We start from the raw sequence: 25,376 nt of genomic DNA, 5'->3' as shown, positions 1-25,376 counted from the left end.
ATCAGCCCGGCACAGGTCAGCCATCGAATTAACGTTCTCTTAATGCTTCTTTTGCCCGATTAAACGGTTTGACCAGATAATCCATGACCGTTTTTTCCCCGGTCTTAATATCAACGGTGGCAATCATTCCCGGGCCGATTAAAAAGCGCTTGCCGCTTTTATTTTCCAGGTAATCGTAGTCAGTTCGAATAAACACCCGGTAGTAGTAAATATCGGGTTTAGCTTCGTCCTGGGTTGTATCCGGCGATATGGTTTCCACCACGCCGTTAAGCGCGCCATAGATGGCATAATCATAGGCGGTAATTTTCACCAGCGCCTGCTGGTCAGGATGAATAAAAGCGATATCGCGCGGTGAAATCCGCGCTTCGATTAATAACCGGCCATCTACCGGAACAATTTCCATCAGCTCACCGTTGGGCGCAATAACCCCACCAATGGTGTTGACCTTGATATTTTTTACGATCCCCTGCACCGGCGAGCGAACGGTTAAGCGCGTGACCGAATCGGCGCGGCCTTTAATCACTTCCGCCAGGCTGGCCACGTCGGCATTGGCTTTTGACAGCTGTTCACGCGCGTCAACAAAATAGCGGGTATTAAGATCGATCTTTTTAAAACTGATATCCGCGACCTGCTGGCGAAGACGCAGCACTTCAACGTTGCTCGCCGCCCCGGTTTTCGCCAGCCTTTCGGTGATGGCCAGTTCGCTATTGACCAGTTTTAGCGACTCGTCCAGCTGGCGCGTCGATTTGCTCAACTGCTCCTTGCGGCTATGGTAGAGGCGAGTCTCTTCCGCCAGCAGCGCGGGCCAGGCTTTCAGGGAGTCGGGAAACGCCAGCGGCTGATTGTTGACCTCGGCAGTTAAACGAATGCTCGCCGCCAGCGAGGCGCGATATTTCGCCTGGCTTTCGCCGACGTTAGATTCGCTGCGGGTGGGGTCGAGGCGGGCCACGACCTGTCCGGCTTGTACCTTGCTACCTTCCCGCACGTTCAGCTCGGTTAAAATACCGCCGTCGAGGGTTTGTATTACCTGCTCCCGGGAGCTGGGGATCACTTTCCCGGTGCCCGTTGAGACTTCGTCCAGCACCGCGAACCATGCCCAGACGCCGCCCACCAGCAGCATCACGGCCAGCAGGAGAATCAGCCGCCGCGATTTTACGATCTGCGCTTCGTCTTGTTCGCTCTCCGGAAGCAGCGCCACCGGGTCGTTGTCGGCCAGTAAGGGAAATTTACTCATATATTCACCACCTGACCGCGGGCTTTCTCTTGTTCAAAGACCGTCGCTTTGGGTTTATCCAGCGCCAGCTGCCCGTCCTGGATAACCAGGATCCGGTCAACGATATTGAGCACCGCCGCTTTGTGCGTGGCGATAATCATCGTTCTTTCACCGGCCCACTGCGCCAGCTGTTCCACAAAAGCTTTTTCCGTTCGCTCGTCGAAAAACGAGGTCGGCTCATCGAGCAGGATAATGTTCGGATCGCGCAGCAGCGTTCTGGCCAGCAGCAGCGACTGCCGCTGGCCGCCTGACAGCCCCAACCCGCCTTCCATAACGACGTGTTCAAGACCAAGAGGCAGTTTGCGCACGAACTCCAGCGCGCCGCACAGGGTAAGCACCGAGAAGATTTCATCATCCGTCGCCGCCGGACGCCCGAGGATCAGGTTCTCGCGCAGGGTGCCGTGGAACAGCCGCGCCTCCTGGGTCAGCAAGGTGGCGTTGCGGCGAATATCGGCGAGGTCGATCTGCGGCAGGCTTAAATCATCCAGCCGCAGCTCGCCGGAGACCAGCTCGATGTTGCCCATCATCGCCTGCAGCAAGGTCGATTTACCGGCGCCGATTCGTCCAAGAACAGCGATTCTCTCCCCGGCTTTTATCGACAGTTGATTAATCCGCAGCGGGATGGCGGCGTCGTTAAGGCCGTAGCGGAATTCCGCCTGGCGGAACTCGTAGTTGCCGTGCAGCACGGCGCGGTGAACCCGGGGTTCGTCCTGCCCCCCTTCGACCGGCAGCGCCATCAGCGTATCGAGGCTGGCCTTCGCCGTTTTCACCTGCTGCCAGCGGGCAAGTACCCCGCACAGCGCGGTCATCGGCGCCACCATGCGGGTCGATAGCATCGATGCCGCCACCATCGCCCCGGTGGTGATGTCGCCATTAATCACCAGCGGCGCGCCGACCACTACCACCGTGGCGTACAGCAGGTTTTGCACCGACATTCCCCAGCTGACCAGGCCGTGGGTGAGCCTGCGCGTTTTGACCCCCGACTCGGCGGTAATCGCGATATAGCTATTCCACTGATGCAAGAAACGGCTTTCCGCCTGCATCATTTTGATGTCCTGCAATCCCTGGATGCTTTCCACCAGGATGGCGTTACGTAAGGTATTTTCGTGCTGGTTTTTGTTGGCCAGCGCCGCCAGCTTGCGCTGCAATAGCAGGCCGGGGAGGATCATCAGGACCGTCGCCACCGGCGCAATCCAGCTTAGCCACGGCGAGACAATAAACAGCACCACCTGAAACAGGAGAAAGAACGGTAAATCCGCCACGATGGTCATCATCGTCGAGGTCATCATTTCTCGCACCTGCTCCAGCTCGCGGATTTGCGAAATAAAGCTCCCCGTCGAGCGCGGCACCGCGCTGTTTTTCAGGCGCAGCGCGTGGCCGAAGACCCGGTCAGAAACGCGAATATCCCCGCGTTTGCCGAGCAGATCCGTGACGTGCCCGCGCATAATTTTCAGCACAAAAGCAAAGACCGCCGCCAGCAATACGCCGCTGAACAGAACATAAAGCGTGGGATAAGACTGCGCCGGGATCACCCGATCGTAAACCTGCATCGAAAACAGAATTCCGCTCAGCGCGAGAACGTTGATGGCGAAAGACGCCAGCATCACGTGCATATAGGGGCGAATATCTTTCAGTACAATTTTGCGTAGCCAGTCCGGCTGAAAGCGGGCCAGATAGCTCTCGGTGCGAATATCCCTTTCCGGCGCCGCCGGGCGAAAAGCAATGGTCTTTTCAATTTCCGGCAGCAGGGTTTCCAGCGGGCAGTAGCTGAGCAGCGCGAGCTCCTTCACAAACCGCACCCCAACGGCGTTATTGACGTCAACGCTTTCAACCACGGCGATTTGGCCGTCGCGCAGCTGGATGACCAGCGGTAGCCGCCAGGCCGACATTTTCTGATCGGCGGCGGATAAAATCTGGCAGTTTAGCCCGGCGTGGCGCGCCAGGTGCCGAAGCGCCTCCGGCAGGGTTTTCTGCGTGGCCCACTCGGCGGCGGCATGCAGCGTTCCGGGCGAAAAGCTTTGTCGATAGTGGTTGGCAATAAAGGCTATCGCATTGGACCAGTCGATCAGATGCGGTATCCCGGCGCGTTCATCTTGTGGGGTCATGGGCGGATCTCCACGCCCTGGATATTTTGTTTTTCCAGCGCGAACACCGTGCGCATCTTGCCGGTGCTGAACAGGCAGTCCAGCTCCAGAGAGCGCAGTTGCGATTCCGTCAGGACCTGGCTAAATCTGGCCTGGTAAATTTCCTGATCGACGTTGAGCAGATCCAGCAGCGGCCGCGAACCGAGCTGAAGGTACTGATCCTGATACAGCGCCCGGGTTTGTTCGCCCAACTCCTGCTGGCGCTTCTGAATACCCAGCGACTGAGTCAGATTAACCGCTTCATCGCGCGAGGCGTTGAGCTTCTGGCTGGCGTCCAACTGGGCGGTTTTGATCGCCGCATTCGCCGCCGCCAGGCTTTGCTGGGCGGCGTCGCGGGAGGCGGTCATCGCCCCGCCCTGATAGATAGGCATCTGCACTTTCACCCAGGCGGAATATTGCGTTTTATTGAGCACCGCGCTGTTGGCGTAGTTATCGTTGAGGTAGTGGGTAACTTCCGGCTCAAGGGAAATCGTCGGCAGCATTTGCGCGTTGGCGTTATCCAGCTGCGCCTGCGCCTGGCCGGCCTGGGCCAGCGCCGCTAATACCGCAGGCACTGAGCGGTAATCGATTTTGGCTACCGCGCAGGCGGCATCCATCCCCTGCGGGACGTCATCCGTTACCGTGGCGATTCCGCCGATGCCAATGTAGGTCGCGAGCGTGGCTTTCCAGCGCTCAAGGGCCGCCTGATATTGCAGGAGCGTGGATTGCGCCCCTTCCACGCGGGTGTCGGTCTGCACGACGTCCGATAAAGACGACGCCCCCGCATCGTTGCGCTGGCGAATAAGATCGCCAATCTGTTTGAGCGACTCGACCTGCGCTTTGGCGATGTCCACCAGCTTTTGATAGCCCTGAACCTGGACTACCGCCGCCGCGGTGTCATGAGCGACCTGATCGATGCTCAGCATGACGGTGGCCTGCTGTTGGGCAACGCCGGAGTCTGCGGCTCTGACCGAGCTGGACACTTTGCCGAAGTCGTAAAGCATTTGCGATACCGAGACGACCAACGATGGCGTATATCCGGCATCAGAATAGGTATTACTATAACCATTATTCATACCCGCACTAACTTGCGGGTAATATTTGGCTTTCGCCACGTCGACTTTCTGCGCCATCTCCTGGAGTTTACTCACCTCCTGGGTTATAGATGGATGCCAGTTCACCGCATTTTTTACCGCTTTTTTAATATCCAGCGGGCCGGATATTCGGCTTTGGCTATTAATAATCTCTTCGTTATACCCCGCCACCTGTTGGCTATCGGTTAAGCGCTGGCTGCTAATATCATTCGGCATCAAATATGAATTTTCCGCATGAGCAAAAAACGCCGGATTCAAAGAAATAAAGAGGGCTGTATAGCCGCAGGTTATGACATTCCTTTTTTGTTTAAATAGACGCATCAAATTTACCCTTCAGAAAACACGCACTGAAAAAACGGATATAATCATTTCCGCATCATTATTTTTATTAAATGATAGTCGGCTATCTCCCGGTTCACTGACCGATTCATTCCTCCCCTATTAAATAACCTCGACGGCGCGTCCCTGCGCCATCAGCGTTATAACGCCTGTTAGTTGGAGTTATTCGTATCAATCAGCTCGTTGAGCGAATTGATATGCACCCCTTCCAGCGTAATTAAGGTTGTTGATTGATGGTCTCCGGCCCCGCCGTCGCGGTCGATGGATACCACCGTGTTATTGCCAACGTAGCTCAGGGTCACATAGTTGCCCAGGCTGCTGCTGTTACCATCCCAGTCAACCAGCAGCGCCGACACATCGATATGATCCCCTTGCGCAACCGAGAAATCCTTCCAGGTATCGCCGCCGTTGCCGCCGCTATTGTCATCAGCCAGCAGGTTGTAAACCACCGTGTCGGCCCCGATACCCAGGGTGAAGGTATCGTCATAAGCGGTGCTGTGAATATCGTCGCCGTTCACGCTGCCGGTAATCTGCGGATGCAGATCGATGGTCAGCGTCGCCGCGGAAGAGCCGCCATTGCTGTCGTTCACCGTGTAGGCAAAGACCTCCTTGTGGGTGATTGTCGACACATCCAGACCTGCATTCAGACTGTAGGTATAAGAACCATTATTCGCCATCGTCAGGTTGCCATAGTCACCGTAAATTGTGACGCTGGTTGCGCTTACGCTACTACCGTCGCTGGTGGTGATACTGCCGTTGCTGTGGAAGGTCCATGATTCGGCACTGCCAGAGGAAGTATGTCCGGCGACGGTGTATGAGGCATACAGCACGCCATGGAAATCTTCCGTACCGCCCGAGTTGTTTCCGTTCTGGATATTCCCGCTGACGTTGGTTCCTGCCACCGTATAATGCGTTGCGGTATCGATCGTCGTACCGGCGATCGTTGCACCTACCGTATAGTTCGGTGGTGTGGTGACGAAATTATCCAGAGTGGCAGTAGCTTTAGAAGCCAGGACCATCTCGTAATTTCCTTCGCTCAATGCCACACCCGTTAGCGTTAGCGTATCCGTAGCGCTAGCTGTGGCGCCGATAATCGTGGTCAAGCTTTCTGTCGGCGTCCCTTGCCATACCAGGACCTTACTACCATCGCTGAGTACGTGATAAATGCTGACCGTGCTGTCAATCCTGACGGTATTGACCACTGAGCCACTCGCGGTGTAATTCACATTCACCGAGAGGGTATCCATTTCGCGATCGGCCCCCACGCTAAAGTTAATCAACTTACTCGCTGATACTCCGCTCCCGCTCGACTTACCGCTGGTGTTCAGCCCAGAGGTGTCAATCGCCGGAACATTCACCGTTGCCAGCGCCGTTGCCACGTTCAGCGCAACCACGTCATTCACCGCCAGCGAAGCCGGGCTGTCGATATCGAACGTCAGCGTCGTGCTCGCCGTGTGACCCAGACTGTCGGTTATGGTGTAGGTAAAGACCTCCGATTGGCCGACGCTATTCACTCCGCCATAAGGCTGATAGGTATAGCTACCGTCGCTGTGAATGGTCAGCGATCCCCAGGCACCGGCTATCGTCGTTCCGCTGCTGGTGACCGCCACCGGATCGGCGTCGGTAACCGAGGTGGCGGTGACGCTGGTCACCTTAATATTTACCCCGGAGTCCGCCACGTCGCCGTCGCCATCGCTTTGCAGGACGTTCCCCGTCAGGCTGTCGGTGTGATAGCCCTCAGAGTCGGTGACCGACACGTTGATAAAGGTGCCCAGGTTCAGGTCCAGCAACGCGCCCAACAGGCCGCCGGTATTCGGTGAAGAGACCACCGCCGTGTACGATCCTGAAGGTAACATTGAGGACCAGCCGCCGCCGCTGTAGCCCAGGCTGAGACCCAGTCCGTCAACATTAATATTGACGGCGTTGGTCAGAACCTGCACCACTTCGCCGGTCGCCTTATCGACGATTGAGAGATCCGCCGTAAAGGACGATGCCCCGCCCAGCAGGCTCAGCAACGTGCTCAAGGCCGCGCCCAGGCTCAGGCCAGTGCTCCCCGAGACAGTGAGCAGCACTTTTTCGTTCGCGCCGGCGGCGACGTCAAAGTCAAAACTATTGCCGTTAAGCAAACCTACATTGACGTTACCGAGTAACGAGACGCCGACCAGTTGTCCGACGGTACCGCTTTCGCCATTAAGATTATCGAACGTCGCGGTCAGGTCCGTCTCCTGCGCATCCGGATTGGCCTGCGCCGGTTCGATATTTCCTCCAATATTGATCGTCAGAGAAGTGGTCGATGTATTCCCCGCTGCATCGGTAATGGTGTAGCTAAAGACATCCGATTGACCGACAGCGGCTCCGCCTTTGGTCAACTGGTAGCTATAGCTGCCGTCAGAGTGAATGGTCAGTACGCCATAGGCCCCCGTGACGTTGACGCCAGCGCTGGTCACGGTCACTGCGGTCGATCCGTCAACGGAGTCCGATACCGCGCTGGTGACCGTGATGCCCTGGCCGCTGTCCTGCATATCGCCGCTGGCGGTGTTGTCCAGCACGTTTCCTTCAATGGCGCCGACGCTATACCCAACGGAGTCCGTCACGTCCACGTTGACGAAGCTTGCTACCTGAGCCTCCGCCAGCGCGTTGATCAGCGATACCAAGGCGCCGTTACTTTCCGGCGCGGAGATAATCATGGTGTAGTCGCCCGCCGGCAGATTGGCAAAGGACGCCGTGCCGCTATAGGTGAGCCCGCCAAGCAGGCTCGCCGAGATAGAGACGCTGTTTTCCGCAATCGCCACGACTTCGCCGGTGACCGTATTCACCACCGACAGATCGGCGCTCAGGGTGTTGCCAGCCCCCAGCAGGTTGACGATGGTGGTCAGCAATCCGCTCGCCGTGAGCAGCGAGTTGCCGTTCACCGACACCGTCATATCCTCAACGGTTCCGGAACCCACGCTAAAGCGCAGATTATTGCCCGACAGCAGCGAGACATCGACGGTGCTGAGTAGCGTCAGGCCAACCAGTTGACCGCTGGTGCCGCTGACGTTATTCAGGTTTCCGTCCTGAGTCACCACATCCGGGCTGTTGCTATCCGGTACAGCCTCGATATCGCTATCGGAGTCGCTGTCTGAATCCGAATCGCTGTCAGAATCGGAATCGCTGTCGGAGTCCGAGTCACTATCCGAATCGGAATCGCTGTCGGAATCGGAGTCACTGTCGGAATCCGAGTCACTATCCGAATCAGAATCGCTGTCGCTATCCGAGTCGCTGTCGGAGTCAGAGTCGCTGTCAGAATCGGAGTCACTGTCGGAATCCGAGTCACTGTCAGAATCGGAGTCGCTGTCAGAGTCAGAATCGCTGTCCGAATCCGCATCGCTGTCGGAGTCCGAGTCACTATCCGAATCAGAATCGCTGTCGGAATCCGAATCGCTGTCGGAGTCCGAGTCACTATCAGAATCCGAGTCGCTGTCCGAATCGGAATCGCTGTCAGAATCCGAGTCGCTGTCAGAATCCGAGTCGCTGTCAGAGTCCGAATCGCTGTCGGAATCCGAGTCACTGTCAGAGTCCGAATCGCTGTCCGAATCCGCATCGCTGTCGGAGTCCGAGTCACTATCAGAATCAGAATCGCTGTCGGAATCCGAATCGCTGTCGGAGTCCGAGTCACTATCAGAATCCGAGTCGCTGTCCGAATCGGAATCGCTGTCAGAATCCGAGTCGCTGTCAGAGTCAGAATCACTGTCGGAATCCGAGTCACTGTCCGAATCCGAGTCGCTGTCGGAATCGCTGTCAGAATCCGAGTCGCTGTCAGAGTCAGAATCGCTGTCGCTATCCGAGTCGCTGTCAGAGTCAGAGTCGCTGTCGGAATCGCTGTCCGAATCCGAATCGCTGTCAGAGTCTGAATCGCTGTCCGAATCCGAGTCACTGTCCGAATCCGAGTCGCTGTCGGAATCCGAATCGCTGTCCGAATCCGAGTCACTGTCCGAATCCGAGTCGCTGTCCGAATCGGAGTCACTGTCAGCATCCGAATCGCTGTCAGAGTCCGAGTCGCTGTCAGAATCCGAATCACTGTCCGAGTCAGAATCGCTGTCGGAATCCGAGTCGCTGTCAGAGTCAGAATCGCTGTCAGAGTCGGAATCGCTGTCAGAATCCGAGTCGCTGTCGGAGTCAGAGTCACTGTCGGAATCCGAATCGCTGTCAGAATCCGAGTCGCTGTCCGAGTCCGAATCGCTGTCGCTATCCGAGTCGCTGTCCGAGTCAGAATCGCTGTCAGAGTCCGAATCGCTGTCGCTATCCGAGTCGCTGTCCGAATCCGAATCGCTGTCAGAGTCGGAATCACTGTCAGAATCCGAGTCGCTGTCGGAGTCAGAGTCACTGTCGGAATCCGAATCGCTGTCGGAATCCGAATCGCTGTCGGAATCGGAGTCGCTGTCAGAGTCCGAATCGCTGTCGGAATCCGAGTCACTGTCCGAATCCGAGTCGCTGTCCGAATCCGCATCGCTATCCGTATCATCAGCCAGACCAATATTGATAGTCAGCGTCGTGGTAGCCGTATCACCATCCGCATCCGTAATGGTGTAGGTAAAGACCTCCGTTTGGCCGACAGAATCAGCGTCCCCGGTCGCGTGATAGGTGTAAGAACCATCGGCATAGATCACCAGCGTACCGTAGGCGCCCTCGACAATCGTTCCACCTGAACTAACCGTTTCCGCCGTTGCCCCCGGCACCGAAGTCGCAATGATGCTAGTCACGGTAATATCCGTACCGATATCACCAACATCCCCGCCAGCATCCGTCTGCAGGACGTTACCGCTGATAATCGCGGACTCGTATCCTACGGAATCGGTTACCGCAACATCCACCGCGGTCACCACGCTGATATTTGCCAGGAAGTTCACCAGCGTCGGCAGCAGTCCGGTATTCGTCGGCGACGAGATCACCACCGTATAGTTACCTTCCGGCAGATCGCTGAAGCTGGCGCCACCGCTGTAATCCAGGCTGACGCCTCCCGCCGTGATAGTCACCGCATTCGACGCCAACGCAACCACTTCGCCGGTCGCCGTATTCACCACCGCGAGATCGGCCTGGAAGGTATCGGTACCGCCCAGCAGAAGCAGCAGCGTATTGATCAGTGCCGCCGAACTCAGCGTTGTCCCGCCGGAAATATCCAGCACCACATCCTGAGTCGTTCCACTCGCGACGGTAAAGTCAAAGTTGTTGCCGCTAAGCAGCGAAACATCAACTACGCCAAGCAAGTTCACGCCAGTCAACTGGGTAATCGTACCGTTTACACCATCGAGATTGTCATGGTTCTCAGAGATCAGCGCAGTATTGGTATCCGCGTTGGCCTGCGGAATATCCGAGTCGCTGTCAGAGTCCGAGTCGCTGTCCGAGTCAGAATCGCTGTCAGAGTCCGAGTCGCTGTCGGAATCGGAGTCGCTGTCTGAATCCGAATCGCTGTCTGAATCCGAGTCGCTGTCGCTATCCGAGTCACTATCGGAATCGGAGTCGCTGTCAGAGTCAGAATCGCTGTCAGAATCCGAATCGCTGTCGGAATCCGAATCGCTGTCGCTATCCGAGTCGCTGTCCGAATCCGAATCGCTGTCAGAGTCGGAATCACTGTCAGAATCCGAGTCGCTGTCGGAGTCTGAGTCACTGTCGGAATCCGAATCGCTGTCGGAATCCGAGTCGCTGTCGGAATCCGAGTCGCTGTCCGAATCCGAGTCGCTGTCCGAGTCAGAATCGCTGTCGGAATCGGAGTCACTGTCGGAATCCGAGTCACTGTCGGAATCCGAGTCGCTGTCAGAATCCGAATCACTGTCGGAATCGGAATCGCTGTCAGAGTCTGAATCACTGTCAGAATCCGAATCGCTGTCAGAATCCGAGTCACTGTCAGAATCCGAGTCGCTGTCAGAATCCGAATCGCTGTCAGAGTCTGAATCGCTGTCAGAGTCGGAGTCGCTGTCAGAGTCAGAATCGCTGTCGGAATCCGAATCGCTGTCGGAGTCTGAATCACTGTCCGAATCCGAGTCACTGTCAGAATCGGAGTCGCTGTCGCTATCCGAGTCGCTGTCGGAATCTGAATCACTGTCCGAGTCCGAGTCGCTGTCAGAATCGGAGTCGCTGTCGGAATCCGAGTCGCTGTCCGAGTCAGAATCGCTGTCGGAATCGGAGTCACTGTCGGAATCCGAGTCGCTGTCCGAGTCAGAATCGCTGTCGGAATCGGAGTCACTGTCGGAATCCGAGTCACTGTCGGAATCCGAATCGCTGTCCGAATCCGAGTCACTGTCCGAATCCGAGTCACTGTCCGAATCCGAGTCGCTGTCAGAGTCGGAATCGCTGTCGCTATCCGAATCACTGTCGGAGTCAGAGTCGCTGTCCGAATCCGAGTCACTGTCAGAATCCGAATCGCTGTCAGAGTCGGAGTCGCTGTCGGAATCCGAATCGCTGTCAGAGTCAGAATCGCTGTCGCTATCCGAGTCGCTGTCCGAATCCGAATCGCTGTCAGAGTCGGAATCACTGTCAGAATCCGAGTCGCTGTCGGAGTCAGAATCACTGTCGGAATCGGAGTCGCTGTCAGAGTCCGAATCGCTGTCGGAATCCGAGTCACTGTCCGAATCCGAGTCGCTGTCAGAGTCTGAGTCTGAGTCGCTGTCGGAATCCGAGTCACTGTCCGAATCCGAGTCGCTGTCGGAATCCGAATCGCTGTCAGAATCCGAATCGCTGTCGGAGTCAGAGTCGCTGTCGGAATCCGAATCGCTGTCCGAATCCGAGTCACTGTCCGAATCAGAATCGCTGTCTGAATCCGAATCGCTGTCGCTATCAGAGTCGCTGTCGGAATCCGAGTCGCTGTCAGAGTCAGAATCGCTGTCCGAGTCCGAATCGCTGTCGGAATCTGAGTCGCTGTCGGAATCCGAATCGCTGTCAGAATCCGAATCGCTGTCGCTATCAGAGTCGCTGTCGGAATCGGAATCGCTGTCCGAATCCGAATCGCTGTCAGAATCGGAATCGCTGTCGCTGTCGCTATCGGAATCGCTGTCAGAGTCCGAGTCGCTGTCGGAATCCGAGTCACTGTCCGAATCCGAGTCGCTGTCAGAGTCTGAGTCGCTGTCAGAGTCCGAATCGCTGTCGGAATCCGAGTCGCTGTCAGAGTCTGAATCGCTGTCCGAATCCGAATCACTGTCCGAGTCCGAATCGCTGTCCGAATCCGAGTCACTGTCCGAATCCGAGTCACTGTCGGAATCCGAGTCACTGTCAGAATCCGAATCACTGTCAGAGTCGGAGTCGCTGTCAGAATCCGAATCACTGTCGGAATCGGAATCGCTGTCAGAGTCCGAGTCGCTGTCAGAATCGGAGTCACTGTCTGCATCGGAGTCGCTGTCTGAATCCGAATCCGAATCGCTGTCGCTATCAGAGTCGCTGTCGGAATCCGAATCACTGTCGGAATCCGAGTCGCTGTCGGAGTCGGAATCGCTGTCGGAATCAGAATCGCTGTCGGAGTCAGAGTCGCTGTCAGAATCCGAATCACTGTCGGAATCGGAATCGCTGTCAGAGTCTGAATCACTGTCAGAATCCGAATCGCTGTCAGAATCCGAGTCACTGTCAGAATCCGAGTCGCTGTCAGAATCCGAATCGCTGTCAGAGTCTGAATCGCTGTCAGAGTCGGAGTCGCTGTCAGAGTCAGAATCGCTGTCGGAATCCGAATCGCTGTCGGAGTCTGAATCACTGTCCGAATCCGAGTCACTGTCAGAATCGGAGTCGCTGTCGCTATCCGAGTCGCTGTCGGAATCTGAATCACTGTCCGAGTCCGAGTCGCTGTCAGAATCGGAGTCGCTGTCGGAATCCGAGTCGCTGTCCGAGTCAGAATCGCTGTCGGAATCGGAGTCACTGTCGGAATCCGAGTCGCTGTCCGAGTCAGAATCGCTGTCGGAATCCGAGTCACTGTCGGAATCCGAATCGCTGTCGGAGTCAGAATCGGAGTCGCTGTCAGAATCCGAATCACTGTCGCTATCCGAATCACTGTCGGAGTCCGAGTCGCTGTCAGAGTCTGAATCGCTATCCGAATCCGAGTCACTGTCCGAATCCGAGTCGCTGTCAGCATCCGAATCACTGTCCGAATCCGAGTCGCTGTCGGAATCGGAATCGCTGTCCGAATCCGAATCGCTGTCAGAGTCTGAATCGCTGTCCGAATCCGAGTCACTGTCCGAATCCGAGTCGCTGTCGGAATCGGAATCGCTGTCCGAATCCGAATCGCTGTCAGAGTCTGAATCGCTGTCCGAATCCGAGTCACTGTCGGAATCGGAGTCACTGTCGGAGTCGGAGTCACTGTCGGAGTCGCTGTCAGCATCCGAATCACTGTCCGAGTCCGAATCGCTGTCAGAGTCCGAATCACTGTCGGAGTCGGAATCGCTGTCGGAATCCGAGTCACTGTCAGAGTCGGAATCGCTGTCGCTATCGGAATCGCTATCGGAATCCGAGTCGCTGTCAGAATCCGAGTCACTGTCCGAGTCAGAATCGCTGTCGGAATCCGAGTCACTGTCCGAATCCGAGTCGCTGTCAGAATCCGAATCGCTGTCGGAGTCAGAATCGGAGTCGCTGTCGCTATCCGAGTCGCTGTCAGAATCCGAATCACTGTCCGAGTCTGAATCGCTGTCGCTATCCGAGTCACTATCGGAATCGGAGTCACTGTCGGAATCCGAATCACTGTCAGAGTCAGAATCGCTGTCAGAGTCGGAGTCGCTGTCAGAATCCGAATCACTGTCGGAATCGGAATCGCTGTCAGAGTCAGAATCGCTGTCGGAATCCGAGTCACTGTCAGAATCCGAATCGCTGTCCGAGTCCGAATCGCTGTCGCTATCCGAGTCAGAATCGCTGTCGGAATCCGAATCGCTGTCAGAGTCAGAATCGCTGTCAGAATCCGAGTCACTGTCGGAATCGGAGTCGCTATCGGAATCCGAGTCGCTGTCAGAGTCGGCATCACTATCGGAATCGGAGTCGCTGTCAGAGTCCGAGTCACTGTCGGAATCGGAGTCGCTGTCGGAATCCGAATCACTGTCGGAGTCGCTGTCAGCATCCGAATCACTGTCAGAGTCAGAATCGCTGTCAGAGTCGGAGTCGCTGTCAGAATCCGAATCACTGTCGGAATCGGAATCGCTGTCAGAGTCAGAATCGCTGTCGGAATCCGAGTCACTGTCAGAATCCGAATCGCTGTCAGAATCCGAATCGCTGTCAGAGTCTGAATCGCTGTCAGAGTCGGAGTCGCTATCCGAGTCAGAATCGCTGTCAGAATCCGAGTCGCTGTCAGAATCCGAATCGCTGTCCGAATCCGAATCACTGTCGGAATCCGAATCGCTGTCAGAATCCGAGTCACTGTCAGAGTCGGAATCGCTATCGGAATCCGAATCACTGTCAGAGTCAGAATCGCTGTCAGAGTCCGAGTCGCTGTCAGAATCCGAATCACTGTCCGAGTCCGAATCCGAGTCACTGTCGGAGTCCGAATCGCTGTCGGAATCCGAGTCATCGCTGAGATCGACAGTCAATTCAAATATCGGGGAACGCTCGCTGACGTTCCCGGCCTTGTCGGTCACCGTCGTGCTCAGGCTGTGGCTACCTTCGGCCAGCGCTCCCGGGGTAAAGCTCCAGCGGCCATCCTCGCCCGCTATCGCAGTGCCCAGGACGGTATCACCGTCATAAATTGTGACCGTGGCACCCGCTTCCGCCGTGCCGCTCAGGGTCGGCGTATCATCATCCGTTACGCTGCCGTTGTTGAGAATGCCTGTTTCTTCACCTGCATTATCAGTCACCTGCAGATCGCTGACCGGCACCACCGTAGTGTCCACCGTAAGTTCAAACGCCGGTGAACGCTCGCTGACGTTCCCGGCTTTGTCGGTCACCGTGGTGCTCAGGCTGTGGCTACCTTCGGCCAGCGCTTCCGGAGTAAAGCTCCAGCGCCCGTCAACACCCGCAATCACGGTGCCCAGCACGGTGTCGCCGTCATAGATCGTGACCGTAGCGCCCGCTTCCGCTGTGCCGCTCAGGGTCGGCGTGGTGTCGTTGGTCAGATCTCCGCTCTGCAGCGGACCAGTGTGCTCAGCTACGTCATCGGTTACCTGTGGAGCGCTGGCAGCGGGCGCAGTGGTATCTATCGTCAGCTCAAACGCCGGTGAACGCTCGCTGACGTTCCCGGCTTTGTCGGTCACCGTCGCGCTGAGGTTGTGGGTCCCCTCGCTCAGCTCCGGTAAAGTGAAGCTCCAGTTGCCATTCTCATCCACCACGACAGTACCTAGTACGGTATCGCCGTCGTAAATCGTTATTGTTGCCCCTGCTTCTGCCGTTCCTTTAATCTCTGGGGTCGTATCGTCGGTTACATCTCCAGAATGCAGAACGCCGGTGATGGGACCGACATTGTCATTCACCGTAATATTCTCTGCCGCGGTAGGTAACTCGGTATCTGAGTCGCTGTCAGAATCCGAATCGCTATCGGCATCGGAGTCGCCATCGCTATCAGAGTCACTATCTGAATCGGAGTCGCTGTCAGAATCCGAATCACTATCCGAATCACTATCCGAATCGGAGTCGCTGTCGGAGTCCGAATCGCTGTCCGAATCCGTATCACTATCGGAGTCCGAGTCACTATCAGCATCTGAGTCGCTTTCAGAGACCGAAGAGTGGTGGTCTTTGTTTGAGGTGCCGGCGAACATCGCCGCAATGCCCAGCAAAGCCGCGCCCGCCATGACCCAACCAGCAATACTTTGTCCTGCGCCACCGGTCGCGATGACTTCTGAAAGATCGCTAATCAGCGAGTAGTGTGCTCCATCGGTACCCGCGCCTTCCAACCACCATAATGCGCCGGTCTCATCATCCATAAGAACCAAATCACTGTGCTGCCCATGCTCATCCACAACGAAAAAGTTTTTAATTGTAACGGTGTCACCGTTATGGAGTTTTAGAACAAGATCATTACCTTGGCGGGTATACGAACTTATATCCTCACGTTTAACGTGCAGGAGAACCACTGACTGCGTATTGAGATTAATTTGATTACCATCAACGGTGTATTCAACACCTGTTTCTTTCACTGTCACATTTATATTTTTCATCAGGTTGCACCCTTGAGATGAAGACGCAGTCAGAGGTATGAGATAATTCTTAATTATGCACCTTATTAGATATACCAGTTCCCGGCGTCCCGCAAGGTTAAAGGCAAACAGATGATTTACATTCTGAAATAAATAAAAAACATTAAATTACAACCAGTTAAAATAATAAGCTTACATTTTAAAATGTTAATTAAGGCTATAATTAAAATCGTTACTCACGGTTATTACAATGAAGATAAAATTATGGATAATACATTTCCTATATCACCAAACCTGCTTTCAAGCGCTACCCGAAAAATATCTGTGATATTAGTCATATAAATGACATGAGAAAAAACAATTATTTTTTTAAACTTTAAAATATTTTACAAGGATTCCCCATGTATTTTCTATGGTTTATTTATAAAAAATAAATTATCTGTCGGAGAAGATTTTTCGTAATAAGGGAGATAAAGTCAGGAAGGTGTCCGTTAAACCCACAGAGATAATGTGATTTATTTTTAAATAAAGAAACGTTTCGATGTAGTTTTAATTAAAATTCTGCCCCTAAATAACTTAATTAATATTGATAAACCTAAAACCCCGTCAGGCGGGGTTTTAGGTTTATCGGGCTAGTCCCAATCGAGGGATCTCAATCGCCGGACAGCGATCCATCACCACGTTAAGTCCAGCATCCCGGGCGAGGACAGCCGCCTGTTCGTTGATTACCCCCAGCTGTAGCCACAGCGTTTTCGCACCGATAGCCACCGCCTCCTGGGCAACGCCCCAGGCCGCTTCCGAGTTACGGAAAACATCGACCATATCTACTTTTTCCGGCACGTCAGCAAGCGTGGCATATCCCTTTTGCCCCAGAAGAGTAGTACCTGCCACCTTAGGGGAAACGGGAATAACGTGATATCCCTGATCCAGAAGGTACTTCATCACCCGGTAGCTGGGGCGGTCAGGTTTGTCGCTTGCTCCCACCAGGGCGATAGTCCGCGTCGAGGTCAGAATACCTGCGATATCATTCTCTTTCATCATCATCCTCCTGCTATTTAGCCCAAGTGTATGCTAATCCGGATGAATCAGCATGAGTCCTGACCTACAGATGCGTCAAATTTTTTCATCCTGACGCTTGCAGCAACAATCACTTCCAGTAATCTGTCTACAGGCCAAAATGTGGAATGAAATGATGGAACTAACAACACGTACATTGCCAGCGCGCAAGCATATTGCACTGGTCGCTCACGATCACTGTAAAGATATGCTGATGAAATGGGTCGAGCGCCACCAGCAACTGCTGGCGCAGCACACGTTATCGGCAACAGGAACGACCGGAAATCTGGTGTCACGCGCAACCGGGCTGGAGGTGCAGGCGATGCTGAGTGGTCCCATGGGCGGCGACCAGCAGGTAGGAGCGCTGATTTCAGAAGGTAAAATCGATGTATTGATTTTTTTCTGGGATCCGCTGAATGCCGTGCCGCACGATCCGGATGTGAAAGCGTTATTACGTTTGGCAACGGTATGGAATATTCCCGTCGCCACCAACGTTTCGACCGCCGACTTTATTATCCAGTCCCCGCACTTCAACGACCCTGTTGATATCCTGATCCCTGATTATCAACGCTACCTTGCAGAGCGTCTGAAATAAAACCTGCTGGCGGCCATGCCGCCAGTCATTATGGTTTTCTTGCTACCGGGACACCCAGCGCCTCTAACATTTCAACAAACGGCGAAGGTTGTTCTTTATTAAACAATAACCATACGCGTAGACGTGCGCGGGTGATGGCGACATACAGTAAACGCCTCTCTTCGGCATCGGGAAAATCCTCCGGCTGTGGTAATAGCGCCTGCTCCATAATCGACTCGCGCGCCGGTGCGGGAAACGCGTCATCCCCCTCCTGAAGGCCAAGAATAATGACGTAATCTGCCTGTTGCCCTTTGCTGGCATGAATAGTCATAAAATCGAGATGCAGATGCGGCCAGCGCGTGGCGGCTTTCTCCAGCGCCGCCGGCTTCAAATGATGGTAGCGAGCTAACAACAAAATCCGCTGTTCTCGTTTGACATAACCGCTCATTTTATCAAGCAGATCGTCGAGTTTGTCCTGCGCTAGTAACGTCACCGCTTTTTTGTCCCCTGCGACCAGGCTGTTTAGCGGTTTCGTTAACTGATGCGGATTTTGTTGGATAAACCCGTTGGCGACCTCTCCTATCCGACTATTAAATCGGTACGTCGTATCCAGCGCGCAGCAATCTCCTTCGCCAAAATAGTGATTAAAGGCCGTTGTTAAAGAGAGCTGAGCACCGCTAAAACGGTAGATAGCCTGCCAGTCATCGCCAACGGCAAACAGCGTAGTCTGTGTGTTTTGCCGACGTAACGCGGCGAGTAGGGATGCCCGCTGCGGTGAGATATCCTGAAACTCATCCACCAGAATATGCTTCCACGGGCTGACAAAGCGCCCCTTATCCAGAACATTAATCGCCTGATGAATCAGGCCGGAAAAATCGACGGCATTTTCATCTTTTAACGCCGTTTTCCACGCTTTTAGCAAAGGGGCCATCAGCTTGACGCGCTTGCCAAAAAGATCACGTACCTCTTCAGGCGCTCCGGCAATCATTTCCGCCTGCGAGCCGCCATGCATACGCATCAGGCTAACCCAGCGATCAAGGCGACTGGCGATACGACGCTGCAGCGTTTTATCCTGCCAAAAATCCCCTTCTGGGATCTGCCAGTCCATTTCTTCTTCCAGCCACAGTCGCCAGCCTTTCGCCTGCGCTTTTTTCTCCTGGCACTGCTGCTGCCAGTTCTGAACTAAGAGTTTTTGCCGCGCGGCGCTGTCGTTCTCCAGCTTGCTGATCGTCGGAGCTTTTTTACTGCCCTGCTGAATAATATACAGAGCCAGGGAATGAAAAGTGCGCGTAGAGATCTCTTCAGTACCCAGGCGCTCGCGGATGCGCTCATCCATCTCCTGCGCGGCTTGTCGACCAAATGCCAGGAGCAGAATTTGCTCGGCCGCCGCTTCGCCACGAGTCAATAGCCAGCCAGCGCGCGCCACTAATACGGAAGTTTTACCGCTTCCGGCACCTGCCAGCACTAACAACGAACGCTCGCCGTTCACCACTGCGCGCGCCTGAGCCGGATTCAGTGGCGATGATTCTACCGCGGCAAAAAAGCCGCGGTATTGTTCCAGCATTGATTCAGTAAACGTTTGATTATGCTCGAGCCTGGCTTTTTCGGTATTACTCAACCAACTCTGACATTGCCGCCATAACTCGCGGCAGTTATCGAAAGCGTCAAGACGGGCTGTTGGCACAGGTAATCCGCCAAGCGCATGGCGTATTTTACGCTGGATATCGGTCACCTGCTGACGCGTCAACCACTTCCCCTCTGCGCTGGAACGCGCCACGTCAGCCAGTTGCTGGCGAAGGACATCAGCGGCGATATCGCTCATTTCCTCGCTCCACTGCTGCCAGAGCGTGTTCAAATGATGGTAAAAACGCTGGGTTTCATTCCATTCGGTGCCATGCAAACGCACAACTTTCTCGCCCGGCAGGATAAATTCCAGTTCCCCCCATACCAGACCACGCTTGCAATGAATTGATAATAACTGATTGAAAGGTATAAGATATTCATGACTGTCGCCGGAAACCTTTACTCCGGCATTAAGAAGTTGCACCCTATCATAAGGATGCTGAGCCATGCGCTTGCCCAATGTTGTCGCTCTAAGTTCCATATAATGTCGAATTTCAATCAGGTTGGATGTTTTTAAGTTTAACCGCCAGCGACCGGGTGCTCCAGCGTAAAAAACGCTACAATGGCCAGGCCTTATTATCCACGGAATTAAACAGAGGGTTTATGCGTACCGTTCTGAATATTTTAAACTTTATCCTTGGCGGATTCGCCACCACGCTCGGCTGGCTTCTGGCGACGTTGGTCAGCATCGTGCTGATCTTTACGCTACCTCTCACCCGCTCCTGCTGGGAGATAACAAAACTCTCTCTTCTACCCTATGGTAATGAAGCCGTTCATGTTGATGAACTCGATCCTCAGGGAAAGAATAGCCTGCTAAACGCGGGCGGGACACTATTGAATATTTTATGGTTTATTTTCTTTGGCTGGTGGCTGTGCCTGATGCACATCTTTTGTGGTATCGCACAATGCCTGACCATCATCGGCATTCCGGTTGGCATCGCCAATTTCAAAATCGCCGCTATTGCTTTATGGCCAGTAGGCCGTCGAGTCGTCTCCGTCGAGACCGCTCGTGCTGCGCGTGAAGCCAATGCGCGCCGCCGCTTTCAGTAACTGAATGGAACACAGAAATGCTCACCCCCCTGCTACGCCGCTATACCCGGAACAGCGCCTGGTTATATAACATCAGGATTTTTATCGCCCTCTGCGGCACGACCGCGTTTCCCTGGTGGCTTGGCGAAGTAAAACTCACGATTCCTTTAACGCTTGGGGTCGTGGCAGCGGCGCTGACCGACCTTGATGACCGCCTGACAGGACGTCTGCGTAATCTGGCCATTACCCTCGTGTGCTTTTTTATTGCCTCGGCCTCGGTGGAACTGCTCTTTCCCTGGCCGTGGTTATTCGCAGCAGGATTAACCGTTTCTACCATCGGCTTTATTTTGCTCGGCGGGCTGGGCCAGCGCTATGCCACAATCGCCTTTGGTGCCTTGTTAATCGCCATCTATACCATGCTGGGGGTAACGCTTTATAGCCACTGGTATCTCCAGCCGCTGTTTTTGCTGGCCGGGGCGGTGTGGTACAACTTACTCACCCTCGCAGGGCATCTTATTTTCCCCATCCGTCCCCTTCAGGATAACCTTGCACGCAGCTACGAGCAGTTGGCGCACTATCTTGAACTTAAATCGCGCCTGTTCGATCCGGATATTGAAGATGAAAGCCAGGCTCCTCTGTATGACCTGGCCATAGCCAACGGCCAGCTAGTGGCAACCCTGAATCAGACCAAAGTTTCCCTGCTGACGCGCCTGCGCGGGGATCGCGGGCAGCGCGGAACGCGTCGCACCCTGCAGTATTACTTCGTGGCGCAGGATATCCACGAACGCGCTAGCTCTTCGCATATTCAATACCAAACGCTGCGCGATCGCTTTCGTTACAGCGACGTGATGTTCCGCTTCCAGAGAATGCTGTCCATGCAGGCGCAGGCCTGCCAGAAACTGTCTCGTGCCATCCTGCTGCGCGAACCCTATCTTCACGATACTCACTTTGAGCGCGCTTTTATGCACCTTGACGCCGCGCTCGATCGCGTAAAAGCCAGCGGCGCGCCGGCAGAACAGATTAAGGCGTTAGGGTTTTTGCTTAATAACCTACGCGCAATTGACGCCCAGCTGGCGACAATTGAATCTGTCCAGACCACCGCGCAGTTCAGTAACAACACGGAAAACCTGCTGGCTGACGACCAGCCTGGCGGTTTTGGCGATGTCTGGCTGCGCTTACGCAGTAATATGTCCCCCGAGTCCGCCCTGTTTCGCCATGCGGTTCGTATGTCGTTGGTCCTGTGCGCTGGCTACGCTTTTATCCAGCTGACCGGGCTGAATCATGGTTACTGGATATTGCTGACCAGCCTGTTTGTTTGCCAGCCAAACTATAACGCGACTCGACACCGGCTGGCGTTAAGGATAATCGGTACTCTCATCGGCGTGGCGATAGGTCTCCCGGTGCTGCTTCTCGTTCCGTCCGTTGAAGGCCAGCTGTTTTTAATTGTTTTAACCGGCGTGCTGTTCTTCGCTTTCCGTAATGTGCAGTACGCCCATGCGACAATGTTCATTACCCTCCTGGTTTTACTTTGCTTCAACCTCCTGGGTGAAGGTTTTGAAGTCGCCCTACCGCGCATATTTGATACGCTGATCGGCTGCGCTATCGCCTGGGCCGCTGTCAGCTTTATTTGGCCTGACTGGAAATTCCGCAATCTGCCGCGAGTACTCGAACAAGCAATCAACGCTAACTGCCGGTATTTAGACGCCATACTTGAGCAATATCATCAGGGACGCGACAACCGCCTTGCCTATCGCATTGCGCGAAGAGCCGCGCACAACAGGGACGGTGAATTGGCATCAGTAGTCTCAAACTTATCAACTGAACCAAGAGCGGGCTCGCAAATTCGAGAAACCGCGTTTCGTTTGTTGTGCCTGAACCACACTTTTACCAGCTATATTTCAGCCCTGGGCGCCCATAGGGAAAAGCTGACAACGCCAGATATCCTGGCGCTGCTGGACGATGCCGTTTGTTATGTTGATGACGCGCTGCACCACTCGCCGGCCGATGAGCAGCGGGTACAGCAAGCTCTAGCAAACCTGCAGACCCGGATACAGCATCTCGACCCCCGTGCCGAGAGCAAGGAGCCGCTGGTGCTTCAACAAATCGGACTGCTTCTGGCGCTGCTGCCAGAGATTTGTCGGCTACAGCGACAGGTTGAGATTCAACCTGAATAGGCCTCCCTCTCCTGCATCTGTTCCGCCGCCCACTCCTCAAGCTCCTGACGCTGTTGCGTTGGGAGCGTGGCCGCATGTACGCCGGCAATGGCTCCCTGTAGGCAATAAAGAATATTAACCGTTAGCGCTTTATTCATTTTCCGTAACCTCAGCCAGGCTTCTTTTGCCCCAATCTTACGCAGCGTTAATTCATCGGTGATGCCTGAATTAATCAACTGTAGCTCCATGTGAAAACTGATATTTGGCAAATTTTTCAATCTCCCGGAATGCCGCTGCCGATGTTTTTCATAGCGAGCGCTCTGTAATGACAGCGCTGATAAATGAAAAAGCATATTGCTATCCTGCCAAAGCCCTTCATCAATATGATAATACTTCAGCGCGACCAGACGACCATTCTTCTGCATTTTCAAAAGCGGGTTTTTATGCGCCACGCGGTACTCCGCGCTCTGCTCACAAACCCGAAGATAGATTTCCCCCTCGGCCATCATGGCAAATACGGTGTTGTCTATCGCCAGGCTATAGCCACCAAATAAGGGCCGACAGCTTATTTTTCCTAATGGAGTCAAACATGCCCGAAACTGATGGAACCTAAAACATACAAGTTTCTTCATGATTATTCCTTTGTTAATCATGTAAATAAGACATAAATTTGCTAACGGATCCGTTAATAAAGAAAATAAGTGACTTCTCTTCATGCGGCAACATGAATTATCTCTTTATTTTAATCAGCTTGTTTTTTTGCGAGCGGCTTTCAGAAAATAGCCTGTTGATGAAGTCAAAAGCAGGAAAAGTAAAATGCTTAATTAATATTAATCACATTAGAGCACAAAGTGTCAGGTATCTCTGGTCACTCGTAGACGGTTAACGTCATCATTTGTGAGAAAAATTTATCCAGGTAAAAAGCGCGACAACGATGAATTCACATGATGTACGCGCTGACATCCGACGCTATCGGCGCTTACTTACCCCCTGAGATGTACAAATTTCATCCAGAAACAGAGAAAATAGAGTTGATCTTTCACCCTGTCGCATATACTGTATATGCATACAGTAACCCACAGGCGGGATAGACTATGTTTACATCAGCTCACGCAAATCGTTCACCACTGACTTCTACTTCAGTACGTCGTCGCTCTCATGACGCTGCCGAACAGCCAGCTAACGGGCTGATCAGTGAAATAGTCTATCGCGAAGATCAGCCTATGATGACGCAGCTACTATTGCTTCCTTTATTACAACAGCTTGGTCAGCAGTCCCGCTGGCAGCTCTGGCTGACTCCACAGCAGAAGCTAAGCCGTGAATGGGTGCAGTCATCCGGTTTACCGCTGTCCAAGGTTATGCAGATCAGCCAGCTCTCCCCCGCTAATACCCTGGAATCAATGGTTCGCTCACTGCGCACCGGAAATTATAGCGTCGTTATTGGCTGGCTATCAGAAGAACTGAGCATTGAAGAACATGAACGACTGGTTGCCGCTGCAGAAGAGGGTCACGCGATGGGCTTTATCATGCGCCCGGTAAGAAATACCGATCAGCCAGGCAGACAACTTTCCGGGCTAAAAATTCACTCAAATCTGTATCATTAACCGAGTTTAGGATTAATCCTGGAATTTTTTTTGCCCTGACGTGAGATGGGCTTTCTTGATGGGCATTTTTGTTAAAATGCTTGTCTGATGCGGCTTCGCGACTTTTTTTGCCCCAAACAAGTTCAACCGTATTTGTTAAACATAGCGTACACAACCCTTTTTTTTCATATGCCTGACGGAGTTCACACTTGTAAGTTTCGAACTAAGTTGTAGACTTTACATCGCCAGGGGTGATCGGCTTACGCTGCATGTATCAGCATAGTTAACAACAAGTCACGCCCCGGGTGAAGGATTTAACCGTGAGGTCTTCTGAACCTTCATGGCGAATTTTGGATGATAATGAGGCGCAAAAAATGAAAAAGACAGCTATCGCGATTGCAGTGGCACTGGCTGGCTTCGCTACCGTAGCGCAGGCCGCTCCGAAAGATAACACCTGGTACGCAGGTGCTAAACTGGGCTGGTCCCAGTATCACGATACCGGTTTCTACGGTAACGGTTTCAAAGGTAACAATGGTCCGGTTCGTAACGATCAGCTGGGTGCTGGTGCGTTCGGTGGTTACCAGGTTAACCCGTACCTCGGTTTTGAAATGGGCTACGACTGGCTGGGCCGTATGGCTTATAAAGGCAGCGTTGACAACGGCGCTTTCAAAGCTCAGGGCGTTCAGCTGACTGCTAAACTGGGTTACCCGATCACTGACGATCTGGATATCTATACCCGTCTGGGTGGTATGGTTTGGCGCGCAGACTCCAAAGGTAACTACGCTTCTACCGGCGTTTCCCGTAGCGAACACGACACTGGCGTATCCCCGGTATTCGCGGGCGGCTTAGAGTGGGCTGTTACTCGTGACATCGCAACCCGTCTGGAATACCAGTGGGTTAATAACATCGGCGACGCTGGCACCGTTGGTACCCGTCCTGATAACGGCATGCTGAGCCTGGGCGTTTCCTACCGTTTCGGTCAGGACGATGTTGCTCCGGTTGTAGCTCCGGCTCCGGCTCCGGCTCCAGAAGTGACTACCAAGCACTTCACCCTGAAGTCTGACGTTCTGTTCAACTTCAACAAATCTACTCTGAAACCAGAAGGCCAGCAGGCTCTGGATCAGCTGTACACCCAGCTGAGCAACATGGATCCGAAAGACGGTTCCGCAGTTGTTCTGGGCTACACCGACCGTATCGGTTCTGATGCCTACAACCAGCAGCTGTCTGAGAAACGTGCTCAGTCCGTTGTTGATTACCTGGTATCCAAAGGTATCCCGGCTAGCAAAATCTCCGCTCGCGGTATGGGTGAATCCAACCCGGTTACTGGCAACACCTGTGACAACGTGAAAGCTCGTGCAGCTCTGATTGACTGCCTGGGTCCGGATCGTCGCGTAGAGATCGAAGTTAAAGGCTACAAAGACGTTGTAACTCAGCCGCAGGCTTAAGTTATATCGTCAATA

The 25,376-nt window shown here is 53.9% G+C and carries 12 protein-coding genes; 5 read left to right on the top strand and 7 right to left on the bottom strand.

The genetic code is table 11. From position 1 onward, the window contains the following. Nucleotides 1-28 precede the first annotated feature (28 nt). The 5 genes from BWI76_RS10025 to BWI76_RS10005 all read right to left on the bottom strand — a co-directional run bounded on the left by BWI76_RS10025 (nt 29) and on the right by BWI76_RS10005 (nt 16,936). Nucleotides 29-1,234, bottom strand: a complete 1,206-nt coding sequence (locus BWI76_RS10025; protein WP_004131043.1) for an HlyD family efflux transporter periplasmic adaptor subunit — start codon at nt 1,232-1,234, stop codon at nt 29-31. Continuing rightward, the gene (locus BWI76_RS10020) at nt 1,231-3,378 is read right to left on the bottom strand and encodes a type I secretion system permease/ATPase (RefSeq protein WP_004871548.1); all 2,148 of its coding nucleotides are present in this window, start codon (nt 3,376-3,378) and stop codon (nt 1,231-1,233) included. The genes BWI76_RS10025 and BWI76_RS10020 overlap by 4 nt, the downstream gene beginning before the upstream one ends. Then, nucleotides 3,375-4,811 carry a TolC family outer membrane protein gene (locus BWI76_RS10015; protein WP_004871550.1) on the bottom strand — a complete coding sequence of 479 codons (1,437 nt, stop codon included), beginning with the start codon at nt 4,809-4,811 and terminating at the stop codon, nt 3,375-3,377. The genes BWI76_RS10020 and BWI76_RS10015 overlap by 4 nt, the downstream gene beginning before the upstream one ends. Before the next feature lie 170 nt (nt 4,812-4,981). Continuing rightward, on the bottom strand, nt 4,982-15,919 hold the full coding sequence (locus BWI76_RS10010; RefSeq protein WP_064371667.1) for a BapA/Bap/LapF family large adhesin: 10,938 nt from the start codon (nt 15,917-15,919) through the stop codon (nt 4,982-4,984). A 603-nt stretch (nt 15,920-16,522) separates the two neighbouring features. Next, a complete protein-coding gene (locus BWI76_RS10005; RefSeq protein WP_004871554.1) occupies nt 16,523-16,936 on the bottom strand; it encodes a CoA-binding protein in 414 nt (137 codons plus the stop codon). 154 nt (nt 16,937-17,090) lie between these two features. Here BWI76_RS10005 and mgsA point away from each other — a divergent pair, with 154 nt between their 5' ends. Further along, entirely contained in the window at nt 17,091-17,549 is a 459-nt protein-coding gene (gene mgsA, locus BWI76_RS10000; RefSeq protein WP_024360052.1) for a methylglyoxal synthase, read from the top strand. Between the two features lie 28 nt (nt 17,550-17,577). Here the strand turns inward: mgsA and helD are convergent, their stop codons facing one another. After that, on the bottom strand, nt 17,578-19,632 hold the full coding sequence (gene helD / locus BWI76_RS09995) for a DNA helicase IV (RefSeq protein ID WP_004871558.1): 2,055 nt from the start codon (nt 19,630-19,632) through the stop codon (nt 17,578-17,580). A 122-nt stretch (nt 19,633-19,754) separates the two neighbouring features. Here helD and BWI76_RS09990 point away from each other — a divergent pair, with 122 nt between their 5' ends. Together BWI76_RS09990 and yccS are read left to right on the top strand one after the other, a co-directional pair. Continuing rightward, on the top strand, nt 19,755-20,201 hold the full coding sequence (locus BWI76_RS09990; protein ID WP_004871560.1) for a YccF domain-containing protein: 447 nt from the start codon (nt 19,755-19,757) through the stop codon (nt 20,199-20,201). A gap of 17 nt (nt 20,202-20,218) precedes the next feature. Beyond that, a complete protein-coding gene (gene yccS / locus BWI76_RS09985) occupies nt 20,219-22,354 on the top strand; it encodes a YccS family putative transporter (protein ID WP_049087565.1) in 2,136 nt (711 codons plus the stop codon). On the opposite strand, the gene BWI76_RS09980 is transcribed toward yccS, so the two are convergent. Beyond that, nucleotides 22,342-22,965 carry a TfoX/Sxy family DNA transformation protein gene (locus BWI76_RS09980; protein WP_049087566.1) on the bottom strand — a complete coding sequence of 208 codons (624 nt, stop codon included), beginning with the start codon at nt 22,963-22,965 and terminating at the stop codon, nt 22,342-22,344. The two genes, yccS and BWI76_RS09980, sit on opposite strands and share 13 nt — an antisense overlap. A 462-nt stretch (nt 22,966-23,427) precedes the next feature. Here BWI76_RS09980 and sulA point away from each other — a divergent pair, with 462 nt between their 5' ends. Further along, nucleotides 23,428-23,937 (top strand): SOS-induced cell division inhibitor SulA, encoded by a 510-nt coding sequence (gene sulA / locus BWI76_RS09975; protein WP_025107493.1) that lies wholly within the window; start codon nt 23,428-23,430, stop codon nt 23,935-23,937. A gap of 353 nt (nt 23,938-24,290) precedes the next feature. After that, the gene (gene ompA / locus BWI76_RS09970; RefSeq protein WP_004871566.1) at nt 24,291-25,361 is read left to right on the top strand and encodes a porin OmpA; all 1,071 of its coding nucleotides are present in this window, start codon (nt 24,291-24,293) and stop codon (nt 25,359-25,361) included. The last annotated feature ends 15 nt before the right edge of the window (nt 25,362-25,376 follow it).

Origin of the sequence: Klebsiella sp. M5al, from assembly GCF_002090195.1 — a bacterium.
In the GTDB taxonomy this organism is placed as follows: domain Bacteria; phylum Pseudomonadota; class Gammaproteobacteria; order Enterobacterales; family Enterobacteriaceae; genus Klebsiella; species Klebsiella grimontii.
This window is presented reverse-complemented; position numbering and strand designations above follow the sequence as displayed.

Excerpts from the sequence above, each read along its gene's own strand:
- BWI76_RS10025 (WP_004131043.1), bottom strand. The coding sequence starts at position 1,234 with ATGAGTAAATTTCCCTTACTGGCCGACAACGACCCGGTGGCGCTGCTT.
- BWI76_RS10020 (WP_004871548.1), bottom strand. The coding sequence starts at position 3,378 with ATGACCCCACAAGATGAACGCGCCGGGATACCGCATCTGATCGACTGG.
- BWI76_RS10015 (WP_004871550.1), bottom strand. The coding sequence starts at position 4,811 with ATGCGTCTATTTAAACAAAAAAGGAATGTCATAACCTGCGGCTATACA.
- BWI76_RS10010 (WP_064371667.1), bottom strand. The coding sequence starts at position 15,919 with ATGAAAAATATAAATGTGACAGTGAAAGAAACAGGTGTTGAATACACC.
- BWI76_RS10005 (WP_004871554.1), bottom strand. The coding sequence starts at position 16,936 with ATGAAAGAGAATGATATCGCAGGTATTCTGACCTCGACGCGGACTATC.
- mgsA (WP_024360052.1), top strand. The coding sequence starts at position 17,091 with ATGGAACTAACAACACGTACATTGCCAGCGCGCAAGCATATTGCACTG.
- helD (WP_004871558.1), bottom strand. The coding sequence starts at position 19,632 with ATGGAACTTAGAGCGACAACATTGGGCAAGCGCATGGCTCAGCATCCT.
- BWI76_RS09990 (WP_004871560.1), top strand. The coding sequence starts at position 19,755 with ATGCGTACCGTTCTGAATATTTTAAACTTTATCCTTGGCGGATTCGCC.
- yccS (WP_049087565.1), top strand. The coding sequence starts at position 20,219 with ATGCTCACCCCCCTGCTACGCCGCTATACCCGGAACAGCGCCTGGTTA.
- BWI76_RS09980 (WP_049087566.1), bottom strand. The coding sequence starts at position 22,965 with ATGAAGAAACTTGTATGTTTTAGGTTCCATCAGTTTCGGGCATGTTTG.
- sulA (WP_025107493.1), top strand. The coding sequence starts at position 23,428 with ATGTTTACATCAGCTCACGCAAATCGTTCACCACTGACTTCTACTTCA.
- ompA (WP_004871566.1), top strand. The coding sequence starts at position 24,291 with ATGAAAAAGACAGCTATCGCGATTGCAGTGGCACTGGCTGGCTTCGCT.